This is a genomic window from Flavobacterium cutihirudinis (assembly GCF_003385895.1).
Classification (GTDB): Bacteria; Bacteroidota; Bacteroidia; order Flavobacteriales; family Flavobacteriaceae; genus Flavobacterium; species Flavobacterium cutihirudinis.
Window position 1 is genome coordinate 462,240 of sequence record NZ_QRDQ01000009.1, and the last position, 16,457, is coordinate 478,696.

Annotated in this window: 9 protein-coding genes; all 9 read left to right on the forward strand. The window is 35.3% G+C overall.

Translation table 11 applies throughout. From position 1 onward, the window contains the following. The first annotated feature begins 123 nt into the window (after positions 1-123). On the forward strand, positions 124-3,777 hold the full coding sequence (gene purL, locus BD847_RS12860) for a phosphoribosylformylglycinamidine synthase (RefSeq protein WP_115888673.1): 3,654 nt from the start codon (positions 124-126) through the stop codon (positions 3,775-3,777). A 185-nt stretch (positions 3,778-3,962) separates the two neighbouring features. Then, positions 3,963-4,817 carry a hypothetical protein gene (locus tag BD847_RS12865; protein ID WP_115888674.1) on the forward strand — a complete coding sequence of 285 codons (855 nt, stop codon included), beginning with the start codon at positions 3,963-3,965 and terminating at the stop codon, positions 4,815-4,817. 208 nt (positions 4,818-5,025) lie between these two features. Further along, positions 5,026-7,431, forward strand: coding sequence for a TonB-dependent receptor domain-containing protein (locus tag BD847_RS12870; protein WP_115888675.1), 2,406 nt, complete (start codon positions 5,026-5,028; stop codon positions 7,429-7,431). 142 nt (positions 7,432-7,573) lie between these two features. Next, complete coding sequence (locus BD847_RS12875; RefSeq protein ID WP_115888676.1) at positions 7,574-8,026, forward strand: hypothetical protein; 453 nt, start codon at positions 7,574-7,576, stop codon at positions 8,024-8,026. 148 nt (positions 8,027-8,174) lie between these two features. Next, the gene (locus BD847_RS12880; RefSeq protein WP_115888677.1) at positions 8,175-9,953 is read left to right on the forward strand and encodes an AMP-dependent synthetase/ligase; all 1,779 of its coding nucleotides are present in this window, start codon (positions 8,175-8,177) and stop codon (positions 9,951-9,953) included. Positions 9,954-10,334: 381 nt separating this feature from the next. Next, the gene (locus tag BD847_RS12885) at positions 10,335-10,793 is read left to right on the forward strand and encodes a MarR family winged helix-turn-helix transcriptional regulator (protein WP_115888678.1); all 459 of its coding nucleotides are present in this window, start codon (positions 10,335-10,337) and stop codon (positions 10,791-10,793) included. A 54-nt stretch (positions 10,794-10,847) separates the two neighbouring features. Next, positions 10,848-13,238 (forward strand): 3-hydroxyacyl-CoA dehydrogenase/enoyl-CoA hydratase family protein, encoded by a 2,391-nt coding sequence (locus tag BD847_RS12890; RefSeq protein ID WP_115888679.1) that lies wholly within the window; start codon positions 10,848-10,850, stop codon positions 13,236-13,238. Between the two features lie 4 nt (positions 13,239-13,242). Beyond that, positions 13,243-14,424 carry a thiolase family protein gene (locus tag BD847_RS12895; RefSeq protein WP_068842879.1) on the forward strand — a complete coding sequence of 394 codons (1,182 nt, stop codon included), beginning with the start codon at positions 13,243-13,245 and terminating at the stop codon, positions 14,422-14,424. 182 nt (positions 14,425-14,606) lie between these two features. Next, positions 14,607-16,412, forward strand: coding sequence for an acyl-CoA dehydrogenase family protein (locus BD847_RS12900; RefSeq protein WP_115888680.1), 1,806 nt, complete (start codon positions 14,607-14,609; stop codon positions 16,410-16,412). The last annotated feature ends 45 nt before the right edge of the window (positions 16,413-16,457 follow it).

Below are 16,457 nucleotides of genomic sequence, written 5' to 3' on the forward strand. Positions count from 1 at the left end.
CAAAAAAATTGCATTTTCAAGGCAAAAAAGGGTAAAAATAAATAATTAAAAACGCGCTGTTTGTTGCTTTTTTTTTTGGTTTAGATTGTCTAAATTTGCACCTCAATACAACAAACACACAAAATGATCCATTTCTTTGAAAACCAAAGCAAAACTGTTTTTGCCGTACAAACGGAAAACGAAATTTCAGCTCAAGACATTTCAAAATTAAACTGGCTTTTTGCCGATGCGAATAAAATAGAAAAATCTGCATTGACAGGTTTCTTTGTTGGACCTCGCGCTACAATGATTACACCTTGGAGTACAAATGCTGTAGAAATTACTCAAAACATGGGAATTTCTGGCATTATCAGAATTGAAGAATTTCATCCAGCAACGGAAGATTTTACTGATTTTGATCCAATGCTTTCTCAAAAATTCAACGAATTAGATCAGGAAATCTTCACTATCAACATTCAGCCGGAACCAATTCTGGAAATTGACGATATTGCAACTTACAACAAAGTAGAAGGTTTAGCTTTAAGCGAAGAAGAAGTTGATTACTTAAACAATCTTTCGACTAAACTAGGAAGAAAATTAACTGATTCTGAAATTTTTGCTTTCTCACAAGCGAATTCAGAACACTGCCGTCACAAAATCTTCAACGGAACTTTTGTTATTGACGGTGAAGAAAAAGAGACTTCTCTTTTCAAATTAATCAAAAAAACATCTCAGGAAAATCCTAACGATATTGTTTCTGCTTACAAAGACAACGTTGCTTTTGTAAAAGGACCAAAAGTACAACAATTTGCACCAAAATCGGCAGACAAACCTGATTTTTACGAAATAAAAGAATTCGATTCTGTAATCTCATTAAAAGCAGAAACACACAATTTCCCAACAACAGTTGAGCCTTTTAACGGAGCTGCAACAGGATCAGGAGGAGAAATTCGTGACCGTTTAGCGGGAGGTCAAGGTTCATTGCCATTAGCCGGAACTGCGGTTTATATGACTTCATATTCTCGTTTGAACGATGACAGAAAATGGGAAAATGCAGTTGAAGAAAGAAAATGGTTGTACCAAACACCAATGGATATTTTGATCAAAGCTTCAAACGGAGCTTCTGATTTCGGAAATAAATTTGGACAGCCGTTAATTACAGGTTCTGTTTTAACTTTCGAACATTCAGAAAACGAACGTAAAATTGGTTACGATAAAGTAATCATGCAAGCGGGTGGAATTGGATATGGGAAGTTAGATCAATCAATTAAAAAGAAACCACAAGAAGGCGATAAAATCGTTATTCTTGGAGGAGAAAATTATAGAATCGGAATGGGTGGTGCTGCGGTTTCTTCTGCAGATACTGGCGCTTTCGGTTCAGGAATCGAGTTAAATGCTATTCAGCGTTCAAACCCTGAAATGCAAAAACGTGCAGCTAACGCGATTCGTGGTTTAGTAGAAAGCGACAATAACCCAATTGTTTCTATTCACGATCACGGAGCTGGAGGACACTTAAACTGTCTTTCGGAATTGGTGGAAGAAACTGGAGGCTTGATCGATTTAGATAAATTACCGGTTGGAGATCCAACACTTTCTGCAAAAGAAATTATTGGTAACGAATCTCAGGAAAGAATGGGATTGGTTATCGGTCAAAAAGATATTGATACTTTACAAAGAATCGCCGACAGAGAGCGTTCGCCAATGTATCAAGTTGGAGATGTAACTGGAGATCACCGTTTTACTTTCCAATCACAATCAAATGGTTCAAAACCGATGGACTATGCTTTAGAAGATTTCTTCGGAAGTTCTCCAAAAACGGTTATGACAGACAAAACTATCGATAGAAAATATGCTGATGTTGCTTACAACGCAGGAGATTTCGAAAGTTATTTAAAAGACGTTTTACGTTTAGAGGCTGTTGCTTCAAAAGACTGGTTGACAAATAAAGTAGACCGTTGTGTTGGAGGAAGAGTAGCCAAACAGCAAAATGCAGGTCCTTTACAATTGCCTTTGAATAATGTTGGAGTTATGGCTCTTGATTATTTAGGAAAAGAAGGAATTGCAACTTCTATTGGCCACGCTCCTATCGCGGCTTTAATTGATCCTGTTGCAGGATCTAGAAATGCAATTGCAGAATCGTTATCAAACATTGTTTGGGCGCCAATTAAAGACGGAATTAAAGGAATTTCATTATCTGCAAACTGGATGTGGGCTTGTAAAAACGAAGGTGAAGACGCTCGTTTGTACGCTGCAGTTGAAGGTTGTTCAGAATTTGCAATTGAATTGGGAATCAATATTCCAACAGGAAAAGATTCACTTTCGATGAAACAAAAATATCCAAATGACGAAGTAATAGCGCCGGGAACGGTTATTATTTCGGCTGGAGGAAACTGTACTGATATTAGAAAAGTAGTGGAACCTGTTTTACAGAAAAACGGAGATTCAATCTATTATATCAATTTGTCTCAGGATGATTTCAAATTAGGAGGTTCTTCGTTTGCACAAATCAGAAACACAATCGGAAATGAAACTTCTACTATTAAAGATGCTTCTTTCTTCAAAAATGCATTCAATACAATCCAAGAATTAATCGGCGAAAGCCAAATCCTTGCAGGTCACGATATCGGAAGTGGTGGTTTAATTACAACTTTATTAGAATTGTGTTTTGCTGATGTAAATCTTGGAGCTAAAATTGATTTCAGCGCTTTCGCGGAAAAAGACTTATTGAAAATCCTTTTCGCTGAAAACATCGGAATTGTTTTCCAAGCTAAATCTGATGCGGTTGTTGAAGCGAAATTAAACGCTAACAACATCGAATTTTTCAAATTAGGAAAAGCGACAACTACTGAGACTTTAGACCTTGGACTTTGGACTTTAGACATAAAAGCTTACAGAGATGTTTGGTTTGAAACTTCTTATTTATTAGATCAAAAACAATCTAAAAACGGAAGAGCCCAGGCACGTTTTGAAAACTATAAAAATCAGGTTTTAAATTATACTTTCCCTGCGCACTTTACAGGAAAAAAACCAGAAATTGACAATTCTAAACCAAGACCAAAAGCAGCTATTATTCGTGAAAAAGGAAGTAATTCTGAGCGCGAAATGGCAAACGCAATGTACTTGGCTGGTTTTGATGTAAAAGACGTTCACATGACGGATTTAATTTCTGGACGTGAAACGCTTGAAGATATTCAGTTTATTGGAGCTGTTGGTGGATTCTCTAACTCAGACGTTTTAGGTTCTGCTAAAGGTTGGGCTGGAGCTTTCTTATACAATGAAAAAGCAAAAGCAGCTTTAGATAATTTCTTCAAAAGAGAAGATACTTTATCTGTCGGAATCTGTAACGGCTGTCAGTTGTTTATGGAATTAGAAGTGATTAATCCAGAACATGAAGTTCACGGAAAAATGCACCATAACGAAAGCCAGAAACACGAAAGTATCTTTACTTCTGTAAAAGTTCAGGAAAACAATTCGGTTATGTTATCGACATTGGCTGGAAGTACTTTAGGAGTTTGGGTTTCTCACGGAGAAGGTAAATTCAAATTACCTTATGCAGAAGATCAATACAACATTGTTTCTAAATATGCTTATGAAGGTTATCCAGCAAACCCTAACGGTTCTGATTACAACACGGCTATGATGTGTGACAAAACAGGAAGACATTTGGTTATGATGCCTCATATTGAGCGTTCGACTTTCCAATGGAACTGGGCGCATTATCCAAAAGACAGAAATGACGAGGTTTCTCCTTGGCACGAAGCTTTTGTTAATGCCAGAAAATGGATTGAGAAAAACTAAATAAAAAACTAATATACATAAAAGGCTGCCTCGTTTGAGACAGCCTTTTTTTTGTTCTTCTTAAATCCTAAAAAAGCAATTTGGCTATTAAAAATACTCCAAAAGGTGTATTTTTTTTCAAAAACAAAGCCTCTAGATTTGTCTAAATTATTTTACGTTTAAACTTAACCAAACCTTTCTTAACTATGAAGAAGAATAAAATTTTAAGAGCCCTTATGTTTTTCACTATTGTAATTATTTGCGGATGTGACAGTTTAGAGGAAAATATAGATCCGGATTTGAGGTCTTTTATTGCCGTTTGTGAAGCTTTAAATTCAACGAGTGATACCGAATTTTTAAGTGTCGCTTTGGGACTTAAGCTTAATGACGAAAGTGGATCCTTTTATAAGTCTGAAACTTATGCTAATGAAAACGGTACTGTTTCTGAATTTAAATTAGACGGAAATGGCGTAAGATATTCTTTTACAGTATCAGAATGGAAAATTGGTATTGGTAATGATCTTAATAGAAAGGAGTACACCGGTACTTTAAACGACGACGCATTTCTTAAAGATAAAACCAATAAAATTGATTTGGTTCGTGATGGATCTGGATGGAAACTTTTGGTAAACGGCAAAAACGAAGATATCATCCCTCCTACTACTGGTGGAGGAAATGGAAATGGAAATGGAAATGGAAACGGCGGTGGCACTGGTAGTGGCAATTCTACAGTTGCAATAAATCAATGCGTGGAAGGAAATTCGGGAGAAGGAAAAATTTATAAAGTTACTGTTCCTTCAAATACATCAAAAATGGTAATTGAAACATCTGAAGATGGTGGATGTTACTTAAACAGTGCCGATTTGTTTGTTCGAAAAGGAAGTAACCCTGTAATACATTCAAATTATCCATATAAATGGACCGCTGACGAATCTAGTATACTACCAAACAGAGACCGCGAAAATATTACCATTTCAAATCCGTCGGGTGATTATTACATTTTGGTATATGGATTTAACAATTATTTTTCGTCCAATCTAAAAGTGACATTATACAATTAACTACAAGATTTACTCAATCTTGTGCTTTGTAATCTTAAAATCACAAAACTGCATTTAGTGCTGTTTTGTGATTTTTTATATAAAAACCTTTTGTCAAAAATCTATTTTTGAACTCTTAAACAAATCCTTAAAATAGAATAAGACTAATTTAATGATATCTTAAGGTCTTTTAAAAAGCTTCATTTCATGAGTTAAATATCTTTGTCTCATGAAAAAAATGATCCAAAAATTATCTGCACTGCTTCTCTTATTTTTTATAAGCCAATTTACTTTTGCTCAAAAAAACAATTCTATTAAAGGAACCGTTTCTGATGGTAAGCTTCCAATTGAATTTGTGGATGTCATTTTGAAAAACCCGTCAGATTCGACTAAAGTTGCTAGTTATGCAGTGACAGATGTTTCAGGGAATTTTTCTTTAGAGAATATCCTTTCTGGCGATTATCAATTACAATTCAAATTAATCGGCTTCAAAACAATAACAAAAAAAATAAAAGTTAATAACTCTTCTCTTTCTATTGGAAATATCATCTTAGAAAATGACTCCAATTTACTAAATGACGTTGTTGTTACTTCTCAGAAAAAACAAATCCAAAAAACCAACGAAGGTTTTATTTTTAATGCTGTTTCGAATATTTCTCAATCCGGAGGAACTGCAACTGACATGCTAAAAAGTATTCCGACAGTTGCCGTAGATGCTGAAGGCGGTATTACCTTAAGAGGAAAATCGCCAATGATTTTGATTAATGGAAAAAATTCGGCTATTACCAACATGGATCAGATTGCGGCAAGCAGTATTGAAAGTATTGAAATAATTAGTAATCCGACAGCAAAATACGATGCTAATGCAGAAAGCGGAATCATTAATATTAAACTGAAGAAAAACAATCAGAGTGGCTTAAATGGAGCTGTTGTTTTAGGAGGCGGTTTTGGTGCTAAAGGAAGAATGAACAGTTCGGTTCTTTTAAATAATAAAACTGAAAAATGGAATATTGGTTTGGGTTATGACAACCGTTTTGCGGGAAGAACCAAGAAAATAAAAGCGGACAGAACCAATTATTTTATTGATGACGAACATTATATCCATCAAAACAGAAATGACGAACGTACTGAAGGTTTACAGAATTTGAAATTCAACGTTGATTATGCTCCAAATGATAAAAATACATTTTCATTTGAAGCTTTAGGAAATATCGAAACGCAAGACAATGATGAAACTTTGTATACGCAGGTAAATACAAGCACAAATGCATTTTTCTCAAATAATAAAAGACATTCTTTAGAATTGGAACGTTCAAAAGTTGGTGAACTTTCCTTTAATTATGACCGAAAATTTTCGGACGAACGAAAAAACTTAAATACCTCGATAACTTCTTCTTTTGGGAAACATAGAGAAAACACAGATATTGACACTTATAATTACGATGAATATCAACAGCAAATTGGTGAAGCCAAACTACAACGCACACATAATTATGAAAACCAAAATATCTCTAACGCCATTGTAAATTATGCTTTTCCTGTTTCAGAAAAAACAATTGTAGAAACCGGTTACAAGGGAACTTTCCGCTTCTTTAATTCTGATTTTGAAAGTGCTGATTTAGTTAATGGTGATTATGTTGTAAATCCGTTAGCGAGCAATACTTTCAAATTTAATGAACAAATAAATGCACTTTACGGAATGCTGAATTCTTTCATCGGCGAAAGCGAAAATCCAAAATGGAAATACAATTTAGGTTTACGTGCAGAAAATGTTTCCAACACTGGAGCAACGCAAAATAATAGCGATCGTTTTAGTAATAATTATTTAAAACTTTTTCCATCGGCGTCTTTGCAACTGAATTTAAAAGCAGATGAATTTTTCAAAATTGGCTACAGCAAGCGTATCAATCGACCAGATTTAGACGATTTGAATCCGTTCATTGATATTACAGATGCGCTAAATCCGCATGGTGGAAATCCTTATTTAAAGCCTGAAATTATTCATATTGCCGAAATGAGTTACAATAAAGACTGGAAAAACTATTCGTTATCTGCCAATGCATTTTACAGAAATACAACTGACGCAATACGACAATATGCAGAATTGCTAGACAATGGCGTTATTTTGCTTCAGCCAAAAAATATTGGAAGCACCATTACTTACGGTTTAGAAACTATTTTCAGTTTGAAACCAATTGGTTTTTATGATGCAAACATCAGTTTAACTGCTTTTCAGCAAAATATAAATGCATCAAATCTTGGCGAAGATGTTGTAAACAATGCTTTTAGTTGGTACGGAAAAATCATAAATAATTTTGTACCGTGGAAAGGTGGGAAACTTCAGATTATTGGAAACTACAATTCGGCTTTAGCAACAGCGCAAGGAAAAAGAATTCCGATTTACAATGTTGACATGGGACTTCAGCAAAAACTCGGAAAAGGAAATGCGCGTTTAGGTTTGGTTGTAACCGATATGTTTAACACACTCGAAAGCGGTTATAAAAACAATACATTATTATTCAGCAATAATAGAACTAACAAATCAGACACTCGTGCTCTGGTGGTTACATTTGCTTACACTTTTAAATCCGAATTTAAAGAAAAACTGTTGGAAAATCAGTTTTCGACGGAATAAAAAAGGAAGAAAATAAAAATCTAAAAAAAACACATTCTTGTAATTGGGATTCGATTTTTCTATCGAAAATTAATTTATATTCGCTGAGAAATTCCAGCCACTGAATTTCTTTGAACCCCAAAAACACTTAACCTTACATAGAATGAAATTTTTACATTTTTTACTTTTAACACTAATATTTGGTGCTGCAAAATCGTATTCACAAGTTGAAGTAAACGCGATCAAATATAGAGACCGCGAACGTTATATTACCACAACAATTGGTTATCCGGCTCCTGGAACTTATGCGCCGGCAGGAAAAAAAGAACCTATATTTTTATTAAATCCGGATGGAACTGGTGTTTATCAATACGAAGATTTAAGCAAACAAAAGATCAACTGGGGAATTGAATGTACTGAAGAAGGCGTTCCTGTTTTTAAAGAAGGCTTCAACAGTGCTTCATACACGCTTTGGTACAGAACCAATGATAGTGAAGAATGGAATTACACACAATTTTCGATTCATTTTGCCAAGAAAAAAATGTTTATTATGGGCGAAAGAGTGAAAGATTATGAAGATTATAATGATCTTGGAAAAACACCTTCAAATAAATAATCTGTATTTTTTTCGAAAATTTACTACAAAAAAGAAAACGTTTTCGTTGATTTTTAAGAGTCCCTATAAATTTTCCCATAAAATTCCACAAAATTAAAAATTATACCTATTTTTTATTTAATTTGCGATAAAATTCAATATATTAAACATGGTTTCAATCACACGCCTTTTTGATTTTCCCTATTATCAACAAGAAACTTATAACCTTCCGGTTGCCTTAGCAACTAAAAAAAACGGAGTCTGGGAAAAAACATCTAGCCAGGAATATATTGCAAAAGCCAATGCTGTTTCAAGAGCATTATTGCGAATGGGCATTCAGAAAGATGATAAAATTGCCCTAATTACATCAAACAATCGCACGGAGTGGAATATCATGGATATTGGTATTTTGCAGACTGGTGCACAGACTGTTCCAATTTACCCAACAATTTCAGAAGAAGATTACGAATATATATTGAACCACAGTGGCAGTATGTACTGTTTTGTGTCAGATGAAGAAGTTCTTCATAAAGTAAACCTTATTAAGGCGAATGTTCCGACTTTAAAAGAAGTTTATTCATTCAATGAAATTCCAGGTTGTAAACATTGGTCAGATCTACTTTTATCAGGTGCTGACGAAAGTAATCAAAACGAGGTTGAAGCTAGAAAAGACAGTATTCAAACTGACGATTTAGCAACTATTATTTATACTTCCGGAACTACCGGAAGACCAAAAGGAGTTATGCTTTCGCACAAAAACATTGTTTCGAATGTTTTAGATAGTGCTCCAAGAATTCCGTTTGATCCAGGAAAAAGTACTGCATTGAGCTTCTTGCCAATTTGCCACATTTTTGAAAGAATGATCTTGTACATTTATCAATATTATGGTGTTTCAGTTTATTTTGGAGAATCAATTGATAAAATCAGTGACAACTTAAAAGAAGTCCGTCCAACGGTAATTACAGCTGTACCAAGACTTTTAGAGAAAGTTTACGACAAAATTTATGCTAAAGGTGCTGAATTAACCGGCATCAAGAAAAAACTGTTTTTCTGGGCTATTGATTTAGGTTTAAAATACGAACCATACGGAGCAAATGGAGCTTGGTATGAGTTTCAATTAAAAATTGCCCGCAAATTGATTTTTAGCAAATGGAAAGAAGGCTTGGGTGGAAATTTAGATTTAATGGTTTCCGGAAGTGCCGCTTTACAGCCACGTTTGACTAGAGTTTTTGCTGCTGCAGAAATTCCGGTTATGGAAGGATACGGATTATCTGAAACTTCTCCGGTAATTGCTGTAAACGATCAAAGAAATAAAGGTTTCAAAATTGGAACTGTTGGAAAAGTAATTCGTAATGTAGAAGTTAAAATTGCGGAAGATGGAGAAATTCTTTGCAAAGGACCAAACGTAATGTTAGGTTATTTCAAAGATCCAGAAAAAACAGCTGAAGCTTTGCAAGACGGTTATTTCCATACGGGAGATATTGGAGAAATCGACAGTGAAGGTTTCTTGAAAATTACTGATCGTAAGAAAGAAATGTTCAAAACTTCGGGAGGAAAATATATTGCACCACAAATTATTGAAAATGCCATGAAACAATCACGCTTTATTGAGCAGATTATGGTTATTGGTGATGGCGAAAAAATGCCGGGTGCTTTTATTCAGCCAAATTTTGAATTCGTAAAAGAATGGGCAAAAATCCACAAAATTACTTTAGGAAAAACAGATAAAGAAATCAGTGAAAATGCTGATGTGATCAAACGTATCGATGATGAAGTAGAAAGCATCAATGAGAAATTTGGAAACTGGGAAAAAATCAAACGTTTTGAGTTAACTCCAGATGTTTGGTCTATCGACGGCGGACAGCTTACTCCTACTCTAAAGTTAAAACGTAAAATCATTAAAGAAATTTACAAAGATCTTTACGTTAAAATCTATGGTCATAATTAAAATTCCAAAATAGTTAACCAAAGAAAAAGGCTGTCTTAATTAAGACAGCCTTTTTTGTTTAATAAATCCGTTAACTTAACCGTTCTAAAACGAATAAAAAAGAAATCTAAAGACACTTTTGACCTATGATTCTGAAAACAATACTGTAGTAAACGCATAATTTTTAGAATAATACCGAATTAAACCACGTTTTAAAATCAAAAAAGATTTTTTACTGTATGAATTTTGTTAAAATTTCAAAAAAGAATAGTATATTTCAGTTAAAATTTAACCTCAAAACACTGAAAACCAAAGACATTTTTTAATTAACCAAAAATTTATTTAAAAATAATATGCATGCATAGTATTTTTTAATTATATTTGAAATCGATATAGTTACCTATGAAAGATAAAACGATAGATTATATTTTGAGAGCGACATGGCAAGCTGTTTCAAGAATGTATAACGAAGAAGCTGCAAAGTACGATGCAACAATGGCAACCGGATTTGCACTTTTGAGTATGGACAAGGAAGAAGGGACACCATCGACCGCTTTAGGCCCTAGAATGGGTATGGAAGCTACAAGCTTAACCAGAACGCTCAAATCTATGGAAGAAAAAGGCTTAATTGTTCGCAAGAAAAACCCAAGTGACGGCCGAGGCGTATTAATCTACCTGACCGAATTTGGAAAAGAAAAAAGAGATTTATCTAAAAATACTGTTCTGAAGTTTAATGAAACGGTTAAGAAACATGTTTCGGAAGAAAAGCTGAAACATTTTATCGAAGTTTCTGAAATCATCAACGAACTGATTCACGATAAAAATATATTTAATCAAACAGAAAATACAGAAAACGAATAGTATTTCTTTTAAGAGATAATTCAGATTCTGTCAAAAAACAAATATTAAGTACCTATGAAACGCACAATTAAAAAAGTTGCTGTAATTGGATCCGGAATTATGGGTTCAGGAATAGCTTGCCATTTTGCCAATATTGGTGTTGAAGTTTTACTTCTTGACATCGTACCGCGCGAATTGACCGAGGCTGAAGCTAAAAAAGGATTAACTCTTGAAAGTAAAGCTGTTCGCAACCGAGTGGTAAACGAGCACTTGGCGAATTCATTAAAATCGAAACCATCTCCTATTTACAGTCAGAAATTCGCAAATAGAATTACAACTGGAAATACGACTGATGATATGGCAAAAATTGCCAATGTTGACTGGATTATTGAGGTTGTTGTAGAGCGTTTGGATATCAAAAAATTAGTTTTTGAACAAATCGAGAAATTCCGTAAACCGGGAACTTTGGTTACTTCAAACACTTCTGGTATTCCAATTCATTTTATGAGCGAAGGAAGAAGCGAAGATTTTCAACAACACTTCTGTGGTACTCACTTTTTTAACCCTGCGCGTTACTTAAAATTATTTGAAATTATTCCTGGTCCAAAAACTTCAACTGAAGTATTGGATTTCTTAAACGAATACGGATCTAAATTCTTAGGAAAAACTTCGGTTGTTGCTAAAGATACTCCAGCGTTTATTGGAAACAGAATTGGTATTTACGGAATCCAAAGTTTATTCCACTTGGTAAAAGAAATGGGATTAACAATTGAAGAAGTTGATAAATTGACGGGACCAGTTATTGGTCGTCCAAAATCGGCTACTTTCCGTACGGTTGACGTTGTTGGTTTGGATACTTTGGTACACGTTGCCAATGGTATTTACGAAAACTGCCCGAATGACGAACAACACGAATTGTTCAAACTTCCTGATTTCATCAACAAAATGATGGAAAATAATTGGTTAGGAAGCAAAACTGGACAAGGTTTTTATAAAAAAGTAGATAAAGATATTCTTTCTTTAGACTTAAATACATTAGAATACCGCGCTGCGAAAAAAGCAAATTTTGCTACTCTTGAACTAACAAAAACTATCGATAAACCCATCAATCGTTTTAAAGTTTTAGTAAAAGGAACGGACAAAGCGGGAGAATTCTACCGTAAGAGTTTCGCGGGAATGTTTGCTTATGTGTCAAACAGAGTTCCTGAAATCTCAGACGAATTGTACAAAATTGACGATGCTATGAAAGCTGGTTTTGGATGGGAAAATGGTCCATTCGAAATCTGGGATGCCATTGGTGTTGCTAAAGGAATTGAAATCATGAAAGCTGAAGGTTTAGAGCCTGCTGCATGGGTTACTGAAATGTTGGCTTCAGGAAGCGAAAGTTTCTATACTGTAAAAGAAGGAGCGACTTATTTCTATAACATTCCGACAAAATCACAAGTAAAAGTTCCTGGACAAGATTCATTCATTATTCTGAACAACATTCGCGAAAGCAAAAAAGTTTGGAGCAACAGTGGTGCAATCATTCAGGATTTAGGAGACGGAATTTTGAATTTAGAATTCCAATCTAAAATGAATACAATTGGTGGCGACGTTCTACAAGCTATCAATAAAGCAATCGATTTATCTGAAAAAGAATATCAAGGTTTAGTTATTGGTAACCAAGCAGCGAATTTCTCTGTTGGAGCTAATATCGGAATGATTTTCATGATGGCAGTTGAGCAAGAATATGACGAATTGAACATGGCGATTAAATTGTTCCAAGATACAATGATGCGTGTTCGTTATTCTTCTATTCCAGTTGTAGTAGCGCCTCACGGAATGACTTTTGGTGGTGGATGCGAAATGAGTTTACACGCTGATAAAGTTGTAGCTGCTGCAGAAACGTATATGGGATTAGTTGAATTTGGCGTTGGAGTACTTCCGGGCGGTGGTGGATCTAAAGAAATGGCTTTAAGAGCTTCAGATTTATTCCGCAAAAACGATGTGGAATTGAACGTTCTTCAAGAGTATTTCTTGACAATCGCAATGGCAAAAGTTTCGACTTCTGGTTATGAAGCTTTTGACACTGGACTTCTTCAACATGGAAAAGATGTTATTGTGGTAAACAAAGATCGTCAGATTGCTGAAGCTAAAAAACATGCTTTGTTAATGGCTGAAGCTGGTTATACGCAACCTATCAGAAGAACTGATGTGAAAGTATTAGGAAAACAAGCTTTAGGTATGTTCTTAGTTGGAACAGATCAAATGCAGGCTGGAAAATACATTTCTGAGCACGACAAGAAAATCGCAAACAAACTGGCTTATGTAATGGCTGGTGGTGATTTATCTGAAGCGACTTTAGTATCTGAACAATACTTATTAGATATCGAACGTGAAGCTTTCTTATCTCTTTGTACAGAGAGAAAAACATTAGAAAGAATTCAATACATGTTAACCAAAGGGAAACCTCTTAGAAACTAAGAAAATGAAAACAGCATATATAGTAAAAGCATATAGAACAGCAGTTGGAAAAGCTCCAAAAGGGGTTTTTAGATTTAAAAGACCTGATGAATTAGCTGCAGAAACGATCCAGTTTATGATGGACGAACTGCCTAATTTCGACAAAAAACGTATCGACGACGTTATGGTAGGAAATGCCATGCCGGAAGCAGAACAAGGTCTTAACGTTGGACGTTTGATCTCTTTAATGGGATTAAAAGTTGAAGACGTTCCTGGTGTTACAGTAAACCGTTATTGCGCATCTGGACTTGAAACTATCGGAATGGCGACTGCTAAAATCCAATCAGGAATGGCAGATTGTATCATTGCTGGTGGTGCAGAAAGTATGAGTTATATTCCGATGGGAGGTTACAAACCAACTCCGGATTATAAAGTTGCTGCTGCAGGTCACGAAGATTACTATTGGGGAATGGGTTTAACTGCTGAAGCGGTGGCAAACCAATACAAAATCTCAAGAGAAGATCAGGATGAGTTTGCTTACAACTCTCACATGAAAGCTCTAAAAGCGCAGGCTGAAGGAAAATTCGACAAACAAATCGTTCCTATTACTGTTGAGCAGACTTTCATCAATGAAAATGGTAAAAAAGAAACAAAATCATACGTTGTAAATAAAGATGAAGGTCCAAGAGCAGGAACTTCTAAAGAAGCTTTAGCAGGTTTAAGACCAGTTTTCGCTGCTGACGGAAGTGTAACTGCTGGTAACTCTTCTCAAATGAGCGACGGTGCTGCGTTCGTTTTAATTATGAGCGAAGAAATGGTAAAAGAATTGAATCTTGAGCCAATTGCTAGATTAGTAAATTTTGCTTCTTCTGGTGTTGAACCAAGAATTATGGGTATTGGTCCAGTAAAAGCAATTCCGAAGGCTTTGAAACAAGCGGGATTAACATTAAATGATATCGAGTTAATTGAGTTAAACGAAGCTTTTGCTTCACAAGCTTTAGCTGTAACTCGCGAGTTAAACATAAACCCAGAAATCGTAAACGTAAACGGTGGAGCGATCGCTTTAGGTCACCCTCTGGGTTGTACTGGAGCTAAACTTTCTGTTCAGTTATTTGATGAGATGAAACGCAGAGGTAATAAATACGGAATCGTTTCTATGTGTGTGGGTACAGGACAAGGAAGCGCTGGAGTTTACGAGGTTTTATAAGAAAGCATTATTAAGTAAAGTACACACTCAGTTTGTCATTTCGACGAAGGAGAAATCTTCGCAAGTAGCTCTGCAAAGATTATCACCTATGTGGAAAATCGTCGTGAAGATTTCTCCTTCGTCGAAATGACAAGATTGTGTACAAAAACCATAAATAAAAAACATACAAAAAAACATTAGCAATGGCAGATACAATCGAAAAAAACGTGACTCGTGGTGGTCAGTTTTTAGTTAAAGAAACAAAATGCGAGGATATCTTCACTCCAGAAGATTTCTCTGAAGAGCAGTTAATGATGCGTGACTCTGTAAAAGAGTTCGTTGACAAAGAATTATGGGCGCATAAAGATCGTTTTGAGAAAAAAGATTACGCTTACACAGAATCATCTATGCGTAAAGCTGGTGAACTTGGGCTTCTTGGAGTTGCAGTTCCTGAAGAATATGGTGGATTAGGAATGGGATTTGTTTCTACAATGTTAGTTTGTGACTACATTTCTGGAGCAACAGGTTCTTTCTCAACTGCTTTTGGTGCGCATACAGGTATTGGAACTATGCCAATTACACTTTACGGTACTGAAGAACAAAAGAAAAAATACGTTCCTAAATTGGCTTCTGGAGAATGGTTTGGAGCTTATTGCTTAACTGAACCAGGTGCAGGTTCTGATGCTAACTCAGGAAAAACTAAAGCAGTTTTATCTGAAGACGGAAAATACTACTCTATCACTGGACAAAAAATGTGGATTTCGAATGCAGGTTTCTGTAGCGTTTTCATCGTTTTTGCTCGTATTGGAGATGATAAAAATATTACAGGTTTCATCGTAGAAAACGATCCTTCAAACGGAATTTCTATGAATGAAGAAGAGCATAAATTAGGAATCCGTGCTTCTTCTACTCGTCAGGTTTTCTTCAACGAAACAAAAGTTCCGGTTGAAAACATGTTGTCTGAAAGAGGAAACGGTTTCAAAATCGCAATGAACGCTTTGAACGTTGGTCGTATTAAATTGGCTGCTGCTTGTTTAGATGCTCAAAGAAGAGTTACTTCTGGAGCTGTAAAATATGCTAACGAAAGAATTCAGTTCAACACATCTATTTCATCTTTTGGAGCTATCCGTTCTAAATTAGCTGAAATGGCAACTAATGCTTACGCTGGAGAAAGTGCTTCTTACCGTGCTGCAAAAGATATCGAAGATAGAATTGCCGCTCGTGAAGCAGAAGGAACTTCTCATCAAGAAGCAGAATTGAAAGGTGTTGAAGAATATGCAATCGAGTGTTCTATCTTGAAAGTAGCTGTTTCTGAAGACGTTCAATCTTGTTCTGACGAAGGAATTCAGATTTTTGGTGGAATGGGATTCTCTGAAGACACTCCAATGGAAAGTGCTTGGAGAGATGCTCGTATCGCTCGTATCTACGAAGGAACAAACGAAATCAACAGAATGCTTTCTGTAGGTATGTTGATCAAAAAAGCAATGAAAGGTCATGTTGATTTACTTGGACCAGCAATGAAAGTTCAAGAAGAATTAATGGGAATTCCATCTTTTGATACTCCAGATTTCTCTGAATTATTTGCAGAAGAAAAAGGAATCATCGCTAACTTGAAAAAAGTTTTCTTGATGGTTGCTGGAAGCGCTGTTCAAAAATATGGTCCTGAATTAGATGCTCACCAACAATTGTTAATGGCAGCTTCTGATATCTTGATCGAGATCTACATGGCTGAAAGTACAATTTTGAGAACTGAAAAATTAGCAAAAGCTCAAGGTGAAGATAAAGTTCAGGAGCAAATTGCTATGGCAAAATTATACTTATACAAAGCGGTTGATATCGTAAACTTAAGAGGAAAAGAAGGAATCGCTTCTTTCGCTGAAGGTGACGAGCAACGTATGATGTTAATGGGACTTAAACGTTTCACTAAATATACTAATCTGCCAAATGTTGTAGCACTTAGAGAAAAAATCGCAGCAAAATTAGTCGCAGAAGATACTTACTGCTTCTAATATCACAATAGTTTTTAGCTTTTAATTTGTTTAAACCCGCGCAAG